Below are 18,330 nucleotides of genomic sequence, written 5' to 3'. Positions count from 1 at the left end.
AGGACCGAACCGACCAGCAGATCCCGGCTGTAGCTTAAAACGGCGCCCGAACTGTCCAACCGATAGGGAGCAGCTCAGAGACCATCATCGCGGCAGTCTGCCATGGCCAAGCAGCGTTACTCAGCGCCCGAACACAGGATGGTCGCTGGCTCTTCGCGGGACGCCGGCTCACCGCGATCAGCGACGAGGAGGAGATCGAGTGCGGCGCCGCCGAAAACGCGCCCTGGCTGGTCGCGTCGACGCTTCGCCAATGTGGCGCGGTCTATGAGAGGGGCGACAACTGGACGCCACACATCGTCCGCGATGGTCGCCTGATCACAGGACAGAACGTAGACTCCGCCACCCCACTCGCTAATGCCGTTCTCGACGCGCTCCAGGGGGCGCGCTGACAGAAGCCTCGCGGTTATTGGCGGCGGCTCCGTCCTCGCAGCGCCAGGGGACTCGCGCCAAATCTCTTCTGGACGGCCGATGAAAAGGAAGAGGTGCTGAGATATCCGCATCGGCTGGCGATCTGCGAAATGCTCAACTCGCTCCCGGTGAGAAGCTCTTGGGCCAGGCGCATGCGCATCGAGGTCAGATAGGCGACCGGGGGCGTTCCCGTCGCGGCTTTGAAGGCGCGTGAGAAATAGAAAAGGCTGACACCAGCCACCGAAGCTAAGTCGGCAAGGCGGACGGCCTCGCCGATATGCGTGCGCATGTAATCGATGACCTGCTCCATCCGGCGAGCGGCCAGCGGCGTCACGACGCCCGACCCGCCGCCGTCGCAGGCCACAAGGTGGGCCGCCAGGAAGGCAGCCGCCGCCTCAGCGTAGAGTTCGGGCGCGCCGCTCGCGGCCTGGTTGAGCAGAGCCAGCGCCGTGCTGTGTATGAGCGCATCTTCGAGACAAAGGCGCGAGTAGCCGCTTGTGATCGGCCCGGATCGTCGATGGTGAAACTCATGCCCCGCGGCGGCTAACCAGCCCACCGGCAAATAGATGTACGCTGCGCGAACTTCAGAGCTTTCAGACGGTCCCCAGCGCAGCCGGTCCAGCTCGCCAGGGGCAGTGAGACCGCTCGACCCAACGCCGCGATAGGCAGAGCTCCAGTGACGGCCACGACTCGCTTCAAGAGTTCCCGAACCTTGGAGGAAACTGACGAGGGTCTGGTCTCTGGTCGCGGGCGCGTCGAAGGGGTCGCCGCGTGTCGGACACACCCATTCAGCGACATGCAGGCTACGCCAGCCCGCCGTCGCGCTCGATCGCAGCAGACGCCCGGGCTGAGCGTGCAAAGACGCGACGCTGTCTTTCGAATAGTACTGCTCGACCCCGAGCGCAGTGGCAGGCACTTGGACTTCCTTCCGCTGACGCGGGTTAGCAAAGCTGATTTTATTACCGTAGATCCGCCTGCTGCGCGGGCCAGGCCACTGTTAGCATACATGATTGGCGGGTGGCGAACCTGGCGGAGAGCCGAGTTTCATCAGCGGGTCGGATTGGAAGACCCTCACAAGGAAGTCGATGACAGCGCGGGTACGGTAGGCCAGCCGTCGTCCTGGAGCATAGGTGATGTAGAGCGGTTGGCGCCGGAATTCGAACTGCGGAAGCAAGCGACGTAGCCGTCCGGCCTCGATGTCCTCTTGGACCACGAGGTGCGAAAGGCAAGCGACACCATGGCCCTTTAGGACCGCCGTCTGAATAGCGGCCGGGTTGTCGGCGCTGAAGCGGCCCCGGACGGTCACAGCATGCTCCGCCGCCCCCCTTTCACCGGCGTCGCAGAGATCCGTGAAATGCCAGACATCCTCCCGGCCATAGCGGGGATGTACGATGCAATGATGCAGCGCCAGATCAAGCGGGTGGAGAATCGGGAGGTTTCGGTCGATGTACTCCGGCGAGGCCACGATGTGCCGCGTCGTCGAGCCAACGCGCCGACAAATCAGCGAGGCGTCCTCGATCTCGCCCAGTCGGACCTCGAGGTCGAAGCCCTCCTCAACCAGGTTCCCTGGGCGGTCCCGCATGATGAGCTCGATCGACAGCTCTTCATATTGGGCGAGAAGAGTGCTGATGTGCCCGGCGACGTGCACGCCCAGCGGCGCCGGCACGGCCAGGCGCACCAGGCCCACAGGCTTGCGGAGCCATTGATCGGCGAGATTCCGCAAGCCTTCGGCGGCTTCGACCAGATCACGTGCCGGGGCGAGAAGGTTGCGGCCCTCGTCGGTGAGGGTGACGGCCTGGGTGCTCCGCTGTACGAGCCGCGCCCCAAGGTACTCCTCCAGCGCGCTGACCTGGCGGGAAATGGCAGGCTGCGTTACACCGCGCTCGGCCGCGACGGCCGAGAACGAGCCCGTCTCCGACACCCGCAGGAACGAATGAAGGCTCGTGATCAGGTCCATTCGACGCCCCCACCTCCAGCGGGCCGGATTGCGATGCGCTCAACCTTCGACGGAGCGAAGGCGACGTGACCCTCCAGTTCGGCCACGGCCCAGTGGGGCGCGCGGTAGCACCAGGCCGCATTGGGCAGATCGCGCTCGTTGGCAAAAAGGGTGAAAAGCGACGCATCGCCCTTGTAGGGGCAATAAACTAATGTTGCCGACGGGCGCAGCAGGGACATGTCGACGTCGGCCATGGGGATATAGCGGATGGCTGGTTGCCGGCCGCGGCCCTCGCGAACCTCCAATGAACGCCGTGTCTCGGCGATCATTTGGCCCAGGGCTATGACCATGACGTCGTCTTCGCTGCGCTCGATGGAAATTGGATAGTCGGAGTCTGGGACACGGATGCTGCGTTCCACCGGGTCGACTTCGGTGGAGATCGCCGGTGAAATCAGCAGGTTCGAGGCGCCCCTAGTGCGCAGTTCAGTGGCCCACATGATGCACGTTTCCGGATATGCCGTTAGCGTCTTCAGAAGCGAGGAAGGCCACCGTCTCGGCGAACTGCATCGCGCCGGGGCCATGCCACCCGCCATCGGCAGGCAGAATCGTGTTGAAGCGAATGCCTCGCCCCGAGAGCTGGCTCGCGAGATAATCCGCTAGGCCGACCATTAGCCGCCCGGCCGCGCGGGAGGCATCTTCCTTCCCCGCCACGGGTGCGATGACGATGATGCTCGCGCCCTTATGCAGGATCGGCAGCAGATGCCGGGTCAGAAAGAAGGGCGCGCGCACATGCGCTGCCACGATCAGGTCAAACTCTTCGATCGTCGCCTCTTCCATCAGAGGCGCGCGAGCAGCCTCGCCGTTGATGACGAGATTATCCAAACGCTCCCCGACGATCTCGCGGGTCCTGGTCGCAAGCATCTCGGCCGCCGCGGGCGAACGCAGATCGGCGGCGACGGAGCGTGCCCGACCCGCGCTCGCACAAGCCTCCTCGACAACGTGACGGATGTGGGTGGAACGATGGTGATGCAGGACGACCTGAGCGCCGGCATAGGCGAGAGCTATGACCGCCTCTCTTCCGAGGGGTTGGTTGGCGCTCGTGACAAGGGCGGTTCTGCCGCGGCAGCTATGCAAAGCAATATCCTTCCGAGCCAGCGATGAGCGCAAACCATACCGGCGTCCCAACGGCCGGGGGTGCCCGCGACTTCACACGTCTGGAATTAACTCCAAGTGCCGCTCGAGTCTGGCCGACTCAAAGCTCGGCGGGAAAGACTTTGTGCGTGCCAAGGCGATACCTAAAAGCTATGGTAATGCGATGGAGCTTCGTCATCTTCGCTACTTCGTGGCCGTCGCTGAAGAAGGCGTGCTTACGTCCGCGGCCGAGAAGCGCCTGCACGTGGCGCAACCTTCGCTAAGCCGTCAGCTCAGGGATCTGGAGCGGGAGGTGGGAACACCGCTGTTTATCCGCAGCGCCCGGGGCATGGAATTAACGCCTGCAGGCAAAGCGTTCCTTGAGCCCGCACGAATAGCGCTCAAGGAAGCGGGCGAAGCCGTGGCGGCCGCCAGGCGTGCGGCAAAGCCCGGCAAGCATCGCTTCTCAGTGGCTTTCTTGGCGGGACAGGAGGTGGACTGGCTGCCTCACGTCACCCAAGCTTTGCAGAAGGACCTCTACGGCATAGATTTTCAGATGCTCAGTATGTTCTCGCCTGATGTCGGAGACGCTATACAGTCGGGAGAGGTCGACCTGGGATTTTGTCGTATCGAGCCCAGGCCAGACGTCACGTATGAGGTTATCGCCCAAGAACCGATCGTGGCCATCCTGCCGAGCGATCACCCGCTAGCCGAGGAAGACGAAATCGATCCGAAAGGTTTCGAACTTCACCCCTTCATCGGGTACTCGGACACACCCCACGTTCTGCGTGAGATCGTCGCGAATTACTTCAGAGACTGCGGCATCAGCGTAACGCCAGAGCATCTTCTCGATAACGCGGCGACCGGCCTGACTTTGGTGGCGTCGACCCGCAGCGTTACTCTCCTTCCAAGATATGTGGAACCCTTATTACCCTGGTCTGTCGTATGTCGTCCGCTGAAGGGCAAGGCTCCTGTGATCGACCTGGCGGTGGGCTACCGGAAGGACAATCCATCGCCGGTGCTCAAACGCTTCCTCGGCGACATAGAGCGTCTTATCGCTTCAGGCCCCGCGGGCCGGCGTCTCTACAGCCAGCCCCGCTGAATTCTGGCTGCCGGGGCCAGCAAGGCCGTGGCGTATTCCGCCGCCGCTCTCATTTTGCCAGTCGACTCGAGGCAGCAGGCTGATCGTCAGAGCTGCGGCCAAGCAGCCGCAGGCCATGGCAGGCGTTACCCAAGACAAAGGCCATCCGGCGGACAGCAGCACGCCGCCCGTGATCGGCCCCGCCGCCGCGCCCAAGCGGCCGCAGCCGACAACGAGACCGGTTCCGCTCCCTACCAAGGCGCAAGGGAAGCCCTCAGCCGCGAGCGCGTAGAGTCCGGCGTTCCCCGCGACGATGAAGAAGGCGACCACCACCACCACAAAGCTGAGCGACGAATAGGAGGGAGCGGCAAATCCCATTGCGGCCATCAGCAGCGCTGCGATGACCATCGAAGCGGCGACAACGGGGCGAAGAGCGAAGCGGCTAGCAACGAGCCCGAACACGATCGCCCCCGCCGCACCACCGATGTTGGCTGACCCCAAGAGCGCGGCCGATGCGGCATGGCTATGGCCGAGGTTTTCCGCGAGCGTCGGGATCCACTTCATGAGGAAGTAAAACGTGAAGGTCTGACCGATGTAGGCGAGCGCGAGGAGCGCCGTTGTTCGTCGCGTGTTCGGGTTGAAGAGCTGAAGGGCCGCCGGTCTCGTAAGTGGGTTGCGAAAACCTGCAGTCGTACCTTCGTCGCGCCGGCGGGAGAGGACCGCAGCTGGGAGGATGAGGAGGGCCGTGGCGAGCGCACCAAGCTCGAAAATCGCCTGCCAACGGTCGGTGACAAGCTGCAGCCCTGCGGACGCCGCCGCACCGAGAACCGCTCCAAGGGAGAAACCCGAGATCATGATCGCTATGTCGAGGCCTCGCGGCCGGCCGCTCGCGTCCTGACCGATGACGCTGTTACCCGTCGTCAGAAGGCCGCCTATGCCCAGCCCCGTGAGTAAGCGCACGATGGAGAGGGAAGGAACGTCCGAGCAGATGGAGGCGGCGGCCATGCCGATCGCGACAATGACCAAGCTGGTGATCAACAACCGCATCCGACCCAGGCGATCCGCCAAAGCGCCGATCACGACGGCGCCCACTCCCATGCCGATGAGGTCCATGGACATGACGACGCCAAGCTCGGCGTCGTCGATTCCCCAGGCGCTTGCGATTTTGGGGGCGGCCAAGGCGATCGAGAATACGTCGAACCCGTCGGCCGCAACGCAGGCTGTCACGAGACCTGTTAGTAGGATCCGATCTCGGCCTGGCCCCATCTTGTCCTGCTCCGTCTGGCCTATGTCTCGGCTGCGGCTGGCGCGACCCGGGCCGATAGCTTGGTAGAACCTACTTGACGATACGGCTTCCCCGCTACGCTTAGCTGCGCCGTTACTTTGGCCGAATAGGACACGCCGCGGAAGGGCAAGCTGACGCAACAACCGAGCAAGCTGGATCAACAGTCGGGCCGCAAGCGGCCGCTGTCCACGGGCTGACGGCATACAGTTAGTAGCCGCCGATATAAGGGCCCGTTAGTTCCGCGCCCAAAGCATCGCGCGCATAGCTGCTGAAGATTCTACGCACCGTGGCTCACCCGCGCACAGGAGCCCTGTTCGCCGCAAAAGAAGGACGATTGCCATGATCAAGCTCAGTATTCTTATGGTTCGCAAAGCGGGCATGAGTTACGAGGACTTTGCTGAGCATTGGGGCACTATTCACGCTGAAACGGTGGCGGCCCAGCCCTCACACAAGAAGTATATTCGACGCTATATCCGGAACCACCGCACGCCCGATGTTCTTCCGGGAGCGATGCAGTCCGGGTTAGATGGTATCGCCGAGATTTGGTACGACAGCATCGAGGATGTGAAGGCGTTCTTCCCGTCGCCCCACTACCGGAACAACGTGATTCACGATGAGATGACCTTCATGGATCGGCAGAAGTGCGAGCTGATCTTCACGACCGATCTCAAGGTCATAAGCTAACGAACCTCCCGCCACGCGCGGGGTCCTTCACCGCCCCGAACGTGGCTTGTACTCCCCGAAGGCCCAGCGGACATCGAGCCAGGTGCGGTGCTCGGGGATGCCGCATTCGATGCCCGGCGTTGCTGGACTTCATTCGATTGGCTGGGGAGCATCAGGAATATCGGCGGTCTGGGATCGGTCGTGATTGATCCAGATTTGCGCCTGCTCGGCCCGCATTATGTCTTCGAGCTTTTCAATCGACCGCTTCGTCGCAACAGGATCTGCATTGAAGCTCGGCACCCGGCGGGCCTCGAAATTCTCCCGCAAATGTGCCGCGTCGCCGCTCAAGATCACCGCGCCGCTTTTGGGAAGCCGCACCAGCAGGGATTGATGCCCCGGGGTGTGGCCCGGCGTAGATAGAATGCGAACCGCACCGTCCCCAAAGACATCTCTATCACCGTCGAGCTGGACGACCGGATTGCTTTTCATCGAGGCGTAGAGCTCGGGAACGAAGCCGTACTTGCTAAAATCGGGGCCGAACATGGCGTCGTATTCGGTCCGCTGCACGAACCACCGAGCGGTCGGGAACAAGCGGCTGTTCCCGACGTGATCGAAGTGGGCGTGGGAGAACGCGATGACGGTGATATGGTCCGGCCGCACTTTGATTTCGCTAAGTTGCGCCGCCAAGGTGCGGCGCACGAGGCCGCGAACCTTGTGCGCCACTTCCTTTCCGTTCGGCAGAGCGACCAGCTGATCATCCACGCCGGCGTCCCACAGCATCCAGTCCGATCCGTGCCGGATCAGGTAGCAGTGGTCACTGTAGACGACAGGCTTGCCCTGATTGCTTCCGGGAGACCACTGCGAAACATCGGGCGACCGCGCCTCGCCACAATCGAGTTGATACATCCGTTCGACCGTGGCGGTCCTCGGCGTCTGGGCCAAAACGACGCTCGACAGAGCGAAGACTCCGGCCACGGCGGCTACGGTGCGGACGAGTTGAAGATGCCGCATCGGTCTAGACCAGGGTCACTTTAAGGGCACCGAGCCCTTGGAGTTCAGAGATCACCTCGTCTCCGGCGCGCAGCCAACGGCGCTGCTGCGCCGGGATATTCTCTCCAAGGATCACGCCCTGCGGCGTGCCGGTGAACAGGACATCGCCAGGCTTCACTGTCATGATCCGAGAAACGTAGGCGATCAGCTGCCGGCAATTGAAAATCATGTCGCTAGTCGTCCAGTCCTGTCGAATCTGGCCGTTGACGCGGGTGGTGAGGCGGAGAGCATTGGGATCAGGCACCCGACGTCGCGGCGCCAGCCAAGGACCGATCGGCGCGAAGCCGTCTGCCGTCTTGCCCGCCGTGAACTGCGAGGTGGCCATCTGCAGCGTCCGGGCGCTGAAGTCGTTGCCCGTGGCGTAGCCCGCGACGTGCTCCAGGGCGTCGGCCTCAGTGACGTTGTGGCATTCGCGGCCAAACACGATCACCAGCTCAGTCTCGTAATCGAACTGGGTGTCGACATCGGTCGGCAGCTTGATCTCGCCCTCATGACGATTGAGGGCGTTGCGGAACTTGGCGAAGATCGGCGGCGCCTTTGGAACGGGGGTCCCGGTCTCCTCGGCGTGCTTACGGTAGTTGAAGCCGATGCACAGGATCTTCTCGGGCCGGGTTACCAGGGGCGCGAAACTCAGCTCGTCGGGGGGCACAACGGTTGCGGCCGACGTCTGGGCCATAGCGGCCTTGATCACCGCCAGCAGTTCGGCACCACGCCCGTTCTGCAGCAGGTCGTCCATATCGCTTGGCGCCTGCAGGCCGAGGGCATCTGCCGTGGCGGTGACATCCAGCACCCCGCGGTCCAGCTCCACGCCGACGCCATAGCCCTCGCGAAGGCCGAGGTTGCAGAGGCGGTACGGTGTCGTGCCCACCACCCCGTAGTTTCGTGGATGTTGCGCCTGAATCGTAGGGGGGCCAGGGGCGGCCGAAGCCATCCGGATCGGCAGGCCGCCAACAAGGGCGGCACCGCCAACCAGCAGCGCCCGGCGGGAAGCACCGGAGGCTTTCGACGGCGGCGTGCGCGCTTCGAGACTGTGCATTCAGTTCCACCTTGGGCCAGGGCAGGGAGAGCGGGTTTGGAGGGCCGGCTAGGTTACCGGGCGCGCTCGCTAATCATGGTCAGCGGCACCGCGACGAACGGCTGGGCCTGGAAACTTGCGACGAAGTTGAAGGGCGTCTTGCTCATGGCCAGCTCCTTTGAAACTGCCGAAAGGTTAGGCTTTCACCGCAGGGGTATGAACTGCCGCTGGAATCCTGACGCTCCTTCCCAATGGTATGAGCGCAGCCAGGTGTCGCGCGCGACCTCCGCGGTGATGGACCCACGAACGCCTAGCCGGGGGCCGAGCTTCGCGGACCCACTGCGGGATCAGCGCTGGGCGCTCCCCATCGTGCGCGCCGCGCGGTCGATGACGTCGGCGACGGCTCTCGGCTGGGTGAAGAACACCAGGTGGCTCCCTTGGACGTCCGTTGTCGCCGCACCGATCCGGTTGGCCATGTGGCGCTGCAGCCTCGGGTCGATTGATCCATCCTCAGTCGCGACGACAAAGGCGCTAGGCTTGGTGCGCCAGGCGGCCACGCTGACCTTCGCGTCGAGAGCCGCCAGAGCGACAGGAACTTGGGAGTCTCGCAGGAAAGACGCATCGGCGTCGCTCGCGCCGCCGGCGAAGCCCGCCTGGAAGTTCTCGGCATTGAAGAAGCCGAACCCATCGGGCTGGGGATCGACGACCAGGTTGGGCAATGGTGGGACCACCCTGAACTGATCGCCGGCGGACTCGCCGACGTCGGGCGCAAAGGCGGTTACATAGACGAGGCCGACAACCTTTGGATCGTCGCCCGCCTCTGTGATGACACTGCCGCCGTACGAATGGCCGACCAGCACCGCCGGGCCATCCTGACGGGCCAGAACGCGCCGGGTGGCTGCAACGTCGTCGGCGAGTGAGGTGAGCGGGTTCTGGACGATCGAGACGCGGTAGCCCCGTTTGACGAGCTCATCATAGACGCCCCGCCAGCCCGAGCCGTCGGCGAAGGCGCCGTGCACCAGGACGATATTCCTGATTGGCTGTGCTGCGAGCACGGCCGCAGGGCGCGGCGCGGAAGACGGCTGCGCTTGGGCGAAGGCGGAGAGAGTTGCCGCCGTGATGGCGGCGGCGGCGGCGATCAGGGTGAGGATCTTCGACATCGGTGCTCCTGGGAGGAATAAGGCAGGGAAGCGGCGGCATTCGCGCGGCGGTAGGCAAGGGCGCCCCGTTCAGGGCGGGTGTGTGCCTTGGCCGCTCGGGTTGCGGGCTGGCAGGGCATTGCCGTGGATTAGTTCAAGGCCGGCGTAGAGGCCGCTTAACCGCTGTATTTCGAAGCGCTGGCAATCGGCACGACGAACCTCAGCCATGGTCGACGCGACCTCGGCCGGCGGATCGCATAGGGTCTTGAGCGCCTGTTCGCCAAGGGCGAAGGCGGACTCGAGCGTGTCGCGGATCTGGAAGTGGACCCCGGCCTTTATCAACTCAAAGGCATGCTCCCGGTGCTTGGCGCGCGCCAGAACGGGGACGAGCGGGAACTCGTCGCGAACGAGCTCGGCGATCCGCAAGGCCGCCGCCTCATCGTCGATGCAGATAAGGATGGCGCGGGCATTGGCCGCCCCTGCGGCCCGCAAAATGTCGAGGCGTGAGCCGTCGCCGTAGTAGACCTTGAAGCCGAAGTCAGCGGCGTCGCGGATCATCTGCACGTCGGAGTCGATGATCGACAGGCTATGTCCTCGCGCCAGCAGCGGCTGGGTGGCGATGTGCCCAAAGCGGCCGAAGCCGATGACCACTACGTCGCCCGCAAGATCGTTGGCCGCCTCGACCCCGTCCATGACCACCCGCGGCTTCGGAGCGAGGCGCTCGTAGAGCGTCACGCAAAGGGGCGTCAGCATCATCGAGCTGATGATCGTCGTCGACAGGATGGCGCTGGCGTCGCGGCTGATCAGCCCGACCCCAGCCGCTGCCGTCAGCAACACGAAGGCGAACTCGCCGCCTTGGGCCATGATCACGGTTCGCAGCAGCGCCTCGCGATGTCCCACGCGGAACATCCGCGCGACGCTGTATACGACGAGCGACTTCAGCGCGATGTAGACGACGACGCTCAGGGCGATGAAGGCCCAGTGCGCGGCGACAACCTGCAGGTTCAACGCCATGCCCACACCGACGAAGAACAGGCCGAGCAGGATCCCCCGGAAAGGCTCGATGTCCGCCTCGAGCTGATGACGGAAGACCGAGCCTGACAGCAATACGCCCGCCAAGAAGGCCCCGAGGGCCATCGACAGACCGCCTGCCTGCATAGCCCAGGCGGCCCCTAGCACGACCAGCAGCGCCGCCGCCGTCATGATCTCTGGGGTCCGCGCCGCCGCGAGCAAGCGGAACAGCGGATTGAGGAGCCAAAGCCCCGCAGCGACCAGGGCACCGATCGCCCCAATACCGATGAGCACCGCGAGCGCGCGATCTGCGAGGCCGACCGTACCGGCGCTCGGCGCAACGAAGGCGACGAGGGCCAGCAGCGGGACGATGGCCAGATCCTCGAAAAGCAGGATGGCGATGATGCCTCGCCCGACGGGTCTGGCGATAAGGCCGCGCTCTTGGAGCATCTGGAAGACGATCGCGGTCGAGGTGAGGACGAACCCCGCGCCGCCGACGGCGGCGACCGCCGGAGGCAGACCAATCGCCAAGCCTGCTGCGGTCAGGACAGCCGTCGCCATGGCCACCTGCACCAGCCCGACGCCGAAGATGTCGCCTCGCATTGACCACAGACGTGCGGGCTGCATCTCTAGGCCGATGGTGAAGAGGAACATTACCACGCCGAGTTCGGCGACATGGATGATTCCCTGCGGGTCGGTGAAGAGCTTCAGACCGAAGGGGCCGATGATCAGTCCCACTGCGAGATAGCCGAGCACGGACCCCAAACCGAGTCGCCGGAACATTGGGACAGCCACGACTGCGACCGCCAGGAGCGAAACCACGGGCACCAAGTTCAGACCCGTCACGACGGTGTGAGAAGCGTTGTCAGGGGTCATGGCGCTTCCTCGCATTGGCCGAACGACGATCGGACTCGGCTGGGCGGGCTTGGCTGGCCACAGCGCCCGTCAGGGCGCAGGCCTGGCTCTCAGGGCTTCAGAGCCGCCAGGACTGCATCCCGCCCAGCGCCGGCGATCGCGATGTCGTCGGGATCGGCGCCGGAACTCGCGGCGATGGCTCCGATGACCTGCCCGTCGACCACGATCGGCAAGCCGCCGGGAAGGTTGATGGAGCGGCTCCCTGTCGCGAAGGCTAGATCGACGCCGAACTGGGGCGGCAGCTCACCCGTCGCCATGTGTAGCGAGGCGGCAGTCTGCGCCTTCGAGATCGCGGAGAACTGCGCCAGGAAGCGAGCCCCGTCGAGGCGCGCAAAGGCCAGAAGGTTTCCCCCTGCGTCAACCACCGCGATGTTCTCGGGAACGTTGATTTCGCGCGCCTTGGCGATCGCCGCTTGAAGCGCCAGCGCGGCGCCATCGTAGGTGAGCTGCAGGCTCGATCGGGCGATGTCGGACATCATGCGCCTCCGGGCCGAGCGCCGCGGTACGCATGGATCGGATAACCGGGATACCAGCCGTGACGGTCGCCAAGCGTGCGGACGTCGAACTCGTCGTCGCCTTGGTAGCGCGGGGCGTACTGGCCATAGGCGCTGATGACTTCGTCGAGGCGCTCGTGAATCCGCACGACATTGTAGGCATGCGCGACGATGAAGAACTCCCCGGCCTCGATCTGCCGCATCACGAGAGTCGCGAAGGCATCGGTGTCCATGCCGTCGCTGGTTTCGCGAGCGAGCTCGGACTTCACCAGGCCCGGGCAGATAAGCCCGACCTCGATATGATCGGGGACCTCCTCCCGCAGAGCGCTGGTCATGGCCAACAGCGCGTGCTTGCTGACGACATAGCCGGCGCCTTCAGGGACGGCGTTGAAGAAACAGTTCTCGGAGCCGACGTTGTAGATCGCCTTGGGGGTGCTCTCCGCGACGAAGCGCTTTCCAAAGACGGAAACACCATTCCAAACGCCGAACAGATTGACGTTCAGCACGCTTTGAACGTCCTCCGGCTTGGCGTCGATCACCTTGGAGGGGATCGGGCCGACGCCAGCGTTGTTGATCAGGACGTCGACCCCGCCAAAGGTAGACCATGCGAAGTCGGCGAGCGCTTCGACCTGGCTGAGTTCGGTGATGTCGCATTCGAAGATCGCAACCTCGCCGCCGCTTTTTGTCAGCGCCTTGGCTGCTTCCTCAAGCCGATCACGCCGGCGGGCGGCGATGACCACCTTTGCGCCCCGAGCGACGAATTGGGCGGCCAGCGCGAAGCCGATTCCCGTCGCGGCGCCGGTGATGACGACGCGCTTACCTTTGAAGTCTTTCATCGCTTATTACCTGTGCTGGAGGAGATCAGATCGGCGCTTGATCCGGATGCGGCGTCTTCACATCGTCGATGGTGAGCGTGCCGCCGAAGACGCCCCAGTCCCTGGTCTCGACTTCGCGGACCACGATGTAGACAGGAACGAGAGCGCCCTCGGGGATCCCCGCATACTTGCGGATCGCCTCGGTGCAACGGTTGTACAAGAAGAGCTTGCCGTCCGTGGTGGGTAGTCCGGCGAAGCTGTTAACCTCGAGCGAGATGACCTTCGTCCCGCCGGGCTTTCCGCCGTGGTAGACTTTGGCTGGTGGATAGTCGCGGAAGTAGATCCAGCAGGTGCTTTGGTCGAAGGGGAACAGCGGCAGCTTTTCGGACTCGAGTCCGATGACCGTCAGCTCCTCCGCAAGAGCGTCACGAGCGGCGTCGGTGAACGTGCCCTCCGGGGCGTTGACATAAATCAGCGGCATCAGAGCCTCTCTTGGTTGGAAGTGGCGGCCGGCCCGTCGGGTAAAGCGCGGGCCGACGCCCGGCGGCGCCGGCCGAGCCGTCAGGCCCCTGTCGTCAGCACCATTCGAAAGCGCGCCTTCGCGGCCATCATCTTGTCGTAGGCGGCCGCCGCCTCTTCGAGCGGCATGACTTCGATCATCGGTCGCACCTCGGTAAGGACGCTGAAGTTCAGCGTGTCTTCGGAGTCGATCGAGGCGCCCGACGGGTGACCTTTGATCGTTCGATTGGCCGGGATCAGGTCCATGGCCGAGAACTGCAGCGGTTCGGATCCCACGCCGACGATCACCATGACGCCGCGAACGGCGAGGCCCGCCACGAGCTGGCTCATCGCCTGGGAGTTCGGGACGGTGGCCAAGATCGTCTTCGCGCCGCCGAGCTTCGCCAGTTCGGCGGCTGCGTCTTCCGCTGCGCTATCTATATAAACGTGGGCGCCCAGCTTCTTGGCGAATTCGGCCTTGTCCGGGCCCCGGGCTATCGCCACGGTCCTGAAGCCCATCTTGGCCGCGAACTGAACACCCAGGTGCCCTAGGCCGCCGAGACCGAGGACCGCGACCACGTCGCCCGGCTCCGCGCCGCTTTGGCGGAGCGCGTTGTAGGTGGTGACCCCCGCGCAGAGCAGTGGCGCGGCGTCTTCTGCCGAGAGATCGTCAGGGATACGAACGAGGCCGCTTGCCGGAGCGACCATGGCCTCCGCGTAGCCGCCGTCGAAGTTGAGACCGGGGATCTTAATGTTCTGACAGTTGATCAGCTGGCCACGACGGCAGGGCTCGCAATGCCCGCAATTCCCGCCAAACCAGCCCACCCCAACCCTTGTGCCGACGTCCCAGCCGATGACGCCCTCACCGAGCACCTCGATCACGCCTGCCACTTCGTGGCCCGGGATGATCGGGTAGGGAATGCCGGGAACCCAGCCCTCCTTGGCGATCGCGTCGCTATGGCAAACGCCGCAGGCCTGGACCTTAATGCGTACTTCGCCGTAGCCGGGCTCTGGAACGTCGCGCTCAACCAGCTCAAAGGGAGCGCCCGGTTGGGCCACCTGTACTGCTCGCATCTTCGCCATGGTTTTCTCCGATCCCAGCATGAGTTTCGTGGAGCCGCCGCTCGAGTCGTTCGAAAGTCCGCACGCCATCTGTCGAGGCGGCGGCCAGCGACCGGCGGTTGTCCTGCAGTCGTTTCTGTCCTTCGCGTTCGGCGCCACCGGGGGTTCGAACACTCGCCTGCGGACTCTACGCAACACGCCGCGGCGGCGAAGGTCTGCTCTGGGAATATCGGGCAATACTGTCTGTATGAACGATGGGGTCGGCTGAACCGCAAGCACCGACAGGCTCTGAAGAGGGCCGCACGCCATCGCCTCATCAAAGTCGACTAAGAGCACCTAACAGAACCGCCGAACTTGTCGGAGGCAGACGAGTGCTGCTGCGAGGGTAGCAAAGGCGAGATGGAGGTCGGCGCGGCGTTCGTAGCGGACGGTGACGCGGCGGTAGCGGTTCATCCAGGCATGGGTGCGTTCGACCACCCAGCGGTGCCTTCCCAGGCGAGCGCTGCTTTCGACCCCACGCCTGGCGATCCGGGGCGTGATGCCGCGAGCCCGGCACTCCTCACGGCAGCGCCGGTGATCATAACCCTTGTCGGCGTGGAGTTGTCTGGCCGCCGTCTTGGACGGCCCATCCTGCCTCGGACAGCTGCAATCGCATCAAGCGTTGGTGCCAGCATCCGGCTATCGTGCTGGTTTGTCGGTCCGATCAAGAGGGCGAGCGGCGTGCCGCGGGCATCCGTGACGAGATCGCGCTTTGTGCCCGGATTGCCGCGATCCGTCGGGTTCGGCCGGTCGCAGATCCCCCTTTTTGCCGCGACAGGCACGCTGTCCAGCGAAGCCCGGCGCCAATCCATCTGCCCCGCAGCATGCAGCCGCTCCAACAGTACATGGTGTAAGCTCGCCCATACCCCAGCATCGTGCCAGTCGCGCAACCGGCGCCAGCAACTCATCCCCGACCCGCACCTCATCTCAGTGAGCAGCATCTCCCAGGTAGGCCAGAGCGGAGCACGAAGAGAATACCGGTCAGCGCTGCCCGATCCGGCAAGCGCGGCCTCCCGCCTCTTGGCTTGGGCCCCTCCAGCGGCCAGAGCGGCTCGATCACCGCCCAAAGATCATCCGGAACCAGGGGCTTCGCCATGCACCCAGTAACGCCGCAAACCCAGTTTTGTCAGGCGCTTTAAGACTTGGAAACCCACCACGCAGGTGTCCATGCGCAGTCGCGATCGCCCCATCCCGCCTGTTCCATCGCGTCGAACCCGGCAAAGACGGTGGCGGCCAGAGGCAACGATAGGCCGCGGTCGTGAGCCTCCGCGAGGATGAGCCCAAGGTCCTTTCGCATGGCATTGACCGCAAAACTCGTCTCGATGGAGCCGTCTCCAGCGAAGGTCGCTGCGATGGCGTCCATCTTCACTTTGAGGACCGGGGGCGCGCCAGCAGTCTGGGAAAAAATTTCGAGGATCCGCTCGGGCGGCGCGTCCAGATCCTTTAGCAAAACCATGGCCTCGCCGAGAGCCTTCCAGAACGCGAGTAGTGGAAGATTAACCGCGAGCTTGAAGAGCGCACCAGCCCCGACAGGGCCTACGTGATCCACACGTCGGCACAGGTGCTCGAGGATTGGTCGCGCCCGTTCGACGTCTCCCGTCTCGCCGCCCGCGAAACCCAGCAATTGTCCTGTGCGCGCGGGGCCTGTTGTTCCGCTGACCGGGCATTCTATGAATGCTGCGGCGCTCTCTCGCGCGCGGACTGCCAGAGCACGTTGGTCGTCCGGCCGCGCGGTGCTCATTTCAACGAAGAGGACGCCTGCGCCACTCGCCAAAAGGCCGTAGTTGCCCTCGTACACGGCGCGGATCGCCGGCGGATCGAAGAGGCTTGAGATGACAAGATCACAGTCCGCCGCCAGCCTTGACGGGGTGTCGGCCGTTGCAAACCCGGCAGTCCGTACGCGGTCCAGATCGCGGTTCCAGATACGAAGTTCGACACCCGTTTGCGTCAGACGCTCGGCCATCGCGGCGCCCATTTTGCCGAAACCGGCGATGCCAACTCTCATCTCGCGACTCCTGTCTGCGGCGGGGCCAATTCGGCCAAGGTGAGGGGGAGACCCACGTTGGCGCTCGGATCGCCGGCACCAGTGACCGTCGCCACTGCGGGCGGGATCACTGGCTGCGGCGCACCAGATCCTGGATCCCCGCCTTGGCCGCCGGTCTCATTAGGGTGTACCCCGCGCCCGACTCGGTCTGGGAAGTACCGTTGCATCAAGCTGCACTGGAAGCACATGCTGGGTGGCTCCTGGGTTGCAATGGCGTCGCCGGCGACCTCCGGGAGCGCGGGCGTCTAGGCGCATGCGAGCCCGCCCCCGGCGCGGGCGCCCGTCGCGGAAGGTCGGAAGGGCGACAGGCTGTGTCGGCAACAGAGTTTTCCGCGCCTGAAGCGTCCTCGCGGCCGCGGCCTGGTCCGGTGAATCCGCGGCTTGGACCTTCCAGCCGCTTTGCGGCGCCGATGGCGAACGTCGTTGTGACGATGGCGGCCATCCCAAGCAACACGGCGAACACGAGGACGGCGCGGGTGAAGCCCAGTTGATCGATCGCCAGGCCTACACACAGCGGCGCCGCTGCTGCCGGCACGTAGCCCCCGATATTGAACAGGGCCGTTGCTGCCGTCCGCCGCTCGTGCGGAAGGTTTCTGGCGATCAAGCTGAGTCCACCCAGTTGGGAAAGCCCATAGGCGCAGCCGCCAAGGAGCGCGCTTGCTACCGCCAGGCCGGCGTTACCGGCCCACAGCGCCAGGATTAGCAGACACATCGACGAGACGATGAGGGCTCCCGCTGCGGCGAAGAGGAGGGGAACGCCCAGTCGCCGGCCGGGGAGTTGCGCCAGCGTCGCCGCGGCGAACAGCCCGCCCGCCATGGCGCCGGCCAGAAGCGGACTTGGCTGTCCGCCAAACTGCATAAGAACGGAGGGGCCGAGCGACAGGGAGAAGGCGGTCGCTGATAGGCTCACGCCGAACATGGCGGCGCCCGGCGCGATGACTCGCTTATCGGAGAAGCCTTGAAGAGCTGACCCGCCGGGCCCCGGGCGGCCACGCCGCTCGCGATGCCGAAGGCGAGCGAAGGCCGCAACCCCGCCGACCAGAAGGAGCAACTCGGTCAAGAAGACAGCTGCGGAGGGCTCTGGAATTGCGAACGCCACGCTTCCGGCCAGAAGCGGACCAAGGGCCGCGCCGAGGCTGACCGCCCCCGAGGCGACAAGGGAGCCGGCGCTTGCTCCCTTATCCCTGCCGGCGTCGAGCACCGCTTCCACACCGACGGTGAGCGCGGTCGCGACCGCGGCGCCTGAAATGAAGCGAGCCAGAACGAGCGCCTCTAACGTGCGGGCGGCAATGAACGTCAGGCAGGCGAGCATCGCGGCTGCAAGCGACGCCAGTAGCATCAGACGGCCGCCGATGCGCACCTCCAGCCAAGGTGCCCCGAGCAGGCAAAGCAGCAGTCCGATGATATAGCTGGAGAACAGAGCGCTCAGCACAGCCGAAGAAAAGCCATGCTGGGCCTGCCAGAAGACGTAGAGCGGAGTCGGCGCATTCGATAGCACCAAAAGCACCGTCACAATGATGGCCGGCGCCCACATGGATCGGGTAGAATCAGGCGAGCTGGACATGGCTGACGTCCGGCCAGAACCTACAGACGGGCATCGCATGCCGAGGATCCATGGGCCTGCCAATCAGGAAGGGAGGGGCGAGCGGCATTGCACCGCGTCGGAACACTAAGCGGCGAAACAAGATGGGCGAACCCGCAGCGCAGTAAGGACGGATGATACCGCAGATAAGTAGCGGCACTG

At 64.5% G+C, this 18,330-nt stretch carries 17 protein-coding genes and 1 pseudogene; 2 read left to right on the top strand and 16 right to left on the bottom strand.

Going from position 1 to position 18,330, the window contains the following annotated elements; genetic code table 11:
* Positions 1–403: 403 nt before the first annotated feature.
* From DLJ53_RS34940 to DLJ53_RS32640, 4 genes are all read right to left on the bottom strand, one after another.
* Complete coding sequence (locus DLJ53_RS34940) at positions 404–1,324, bottom strand: helix-turn-helix domain-containing protein (RefSeq protein WP_146620167.1); 921 nt, start codon at positions 1,322–1,324, stop codon at positions 404–406.
* An 81-nt stretch (positions 1,325–1,405) separates the two neighbouring features.
* Positions 1,406–2,365, bottom strand: a complete 960-nt coding sequence (locus tag DLJ53_RS32650; protein WP_111352516.1) for a LysR family transcriptional regulator — start codon at positions 2,363–2,365, stop codon at positions 1,406–1,408.
* Positions 2,356–2,841, bottom strand: a complete 486-nt coding sequence (locus DLJ53_RS32645) for a DUF427 domain-containing protein (RefSeq protein WP_162409784.1) — start codon at positions 2,839–2,841, stop codon at positions 2,356–2,358. The genes DLJ53_RS32650 and DLJ53_RS32645 overlap by 10 nt, the downstream gene beginning before the upstream one ends.
* A complete protein-coding gene (locus DLJ53_RS32640; protein WP_162409782.1) occupies positions 2,828–3,478 on the bottom strand; it encodes an SDR family NAD(P)-dependent oxidoreductase in 651 nt (216 codons plus the stop codon). Before DLJ53_RS32640 ends, DLJ53_RS32645 begins: the two co-directional genes overlap by 14 nt.
* Positions 3,479–3,620: 142 nt before the next feature.
* Here DLJ53_RS32640 and DLJ53_RS32635 point away from each other — a divergent pair, with 142 nt between their 5' ends.
* Positions 3,621–4,577, top strand: coding sequence for a LysR family transcriptional regulator (locus DLJ53_RS32635; RefSeq protein ID WP_202913481.1), 957 nt, complete (start codon positions 3,621–3,623; stop codon positions 4,575–4,577).
* On the opposite strand, the gene DLJ53_RS32630 is transcribed toward DLJ53_RS32635, so the two are convergent.
* A complete protein-coding gene (locus DLJ53_RS32630; protein WP_162409780.1) occupies positions 4,536–5,783 on the bottom strand; it encodes an MFS transporter in 1,248 nt (415 codons plus the stop codon). The two genes, DLJ53_RS32635 and DLJ53_RS32630, sit on opposite strands and share 42 nt — an antisense overlap.
* 397 nt (positions 5,784–6,180) lie before the next feature.
* Here DLJ53_RS32630 and DLJ53_RS32625 point away from each other — a divergent pair, with 397 nt between their 5' ends.
* The gene (locus DLJ53_RS32625) at positions 6,181–6,525 is read left to right on the top strand and encodes an EthD domain-containing protein (RefSeq protein ID WP_111352511.1); all 345 of its coding nucleotides are present in this window, start codon (positions 6,181–6,183) and stop codon (positions 6,523–6,525) included.
* A 129-nt stretch (positions 6,526–6,654) separates the two neighbouring features.
* Here the strand turns inward: DLJ53_RS32625 and DLJ53_RS32620 are convergent, their stop codons facing one another.
* The 11 genes and pseudogenes from DLJ53_RS32620 to DLJ53_RS32570 form a co-directional block, all read right to left on the bottom strand.
* Entirely contained in the window at positions 6,655–7,515 is an 861-nt protein-coding gene (locus tag DLJ53_RS32620) for an N-acyl homoserine lactonase family protein (protein ID WP_111352510.1), read from the bottom strand.
* A gap of 4 nt (positions 7,516–7,519) precedes the next feature.
* A complete protein-coding gene (locus tag DLJ53_RS32615) occupies positions 7,520–8,590 on the bottom strand; it encodes a fumarylacetoacetate hydrolase family protein (protein ID WP_202913480.1) in 1,071 nt (356 codons plus the stop codon).
* Positions 8,591–8,916: 326 nt separating this feature from the next.
* A complete protein-coding gene (locus tag DLJ53_RS32610) occupies positions 8,917–9,729 on the bottom strand; it encodes an alpha/beta fold hydrolase (RefSeq protein WP_111352509.1) in 813 nt (270 codons plus the stop codon).
* A gap of 69 nt (positions 9,730–9,798) precedes the next feature.
* Positions 9,799–11,595 (bottom strand): monovalent cation:proton antiporter-2 (CPA2) family protein, encoded by a 1,797-nt coding sequence (locus DLJ53_RS32605; protein ID WP_111352508.1) that lies wholly within the window; start codon positions 11,593–11,595, stop codon positions 9,799–9,801.
* A gap of 89 nt (positions 11,596–11,684) precedes the next feature.
* Positions 11,685–12,110 carry a GlcG/HbpS family heme-binding protein gene (locus tag DLJ53_RS32600; protein WP_202913479.1) on the bottom strand — a complete coding sequence of 142 codons (426 nt, stop codon included), beginning with the start codon at positions 12,108–12,110 and terminating at the stop codon, positions 11,685–11,687.
* On the bottom strand, positions 12,110–12,964 hold the full coding sequence (locus DLJ53_RS32595) for an SDR family NAD(P)-dependent oxidoreductase (protein ID WP_111352506.1): 855 nt from the start codon (positions 12,962–12,964) through the stop codon (positions 12,110–12,112). Before DLJ53_RS32595 ends, DLJ53_RS32600 begins: the two co-directional genes overlap by 1 nt.
* A gap of 25 nt (positions 12,965–12,989) precedes the next feature.
* Positions 12,990–13,424: a hypothetical protein gene (locus DLJ53_RS32590; protein WP_111352505.1), complete on the bottom strand. Its 435-nt coding sequence runs from the start codon at positions 13,422–13,424 to the stop codon at positions 12,990–12,992.
* A gap of 80 nt (positions 13,425–13,504) precedes the next feature.
* Positions 13,505–14,524, bottom strand: a complete 1,020-nt coding sequence (locus DLJ53_RS32585; RefSeq protein WP_111352523.1) for an alcohol dehydrogenase — start codon at positions 14,522–14,524, stop codon at positions 13,505–13,507.
* A gap of 315 nt (positions 14,525–14,839) precedes the next feature.
* Positions 14,840–15,638, bottom strand: a pseudogene (locus DLJ53_RS32580) (IS5 family transposase).
* Between the two features lie 39 nt (positions 15,639–15,677).
* A complete protein-coding gene (locus tag DLJ53_RS32575) occupies positions 15,678–16,547 on the bottom strand; it encodes an NAD(P)-dependent oxidoreductase (RefSeq protein WP_111352504.1) in 870 nt (289 codons plus the stop codon).
* 205 nt (positions 16,548–16,752) lie between these two features.
* Positions 16,753–18,150: an MFS transporter gene (locus DLJ53_RS32570; RefSeq protein ID WP_162409778.1), complete on the bottom strand. Its 1,398-nt coding sequence runs from the start codon at positions 18,148–18,150 to the stop codon at positions 16,753–16,755.
* Positions 18,151–18,330: the final 180 nt, after the last annotated feature.

This window comes from Acuticoccus sediminis, assembly GCF_003258595.1.
Taxonomy (GTDB): domain Bacteria; phylum Pseudomonadota; class Alphaproteobacteria; order Rhizobiales; family Amorphaceae; genus Acuticoccus; species Acuticoccus sediminis.
This window is presented reverse-complemented; position numbering and strand designations above follow the sequence as displayed.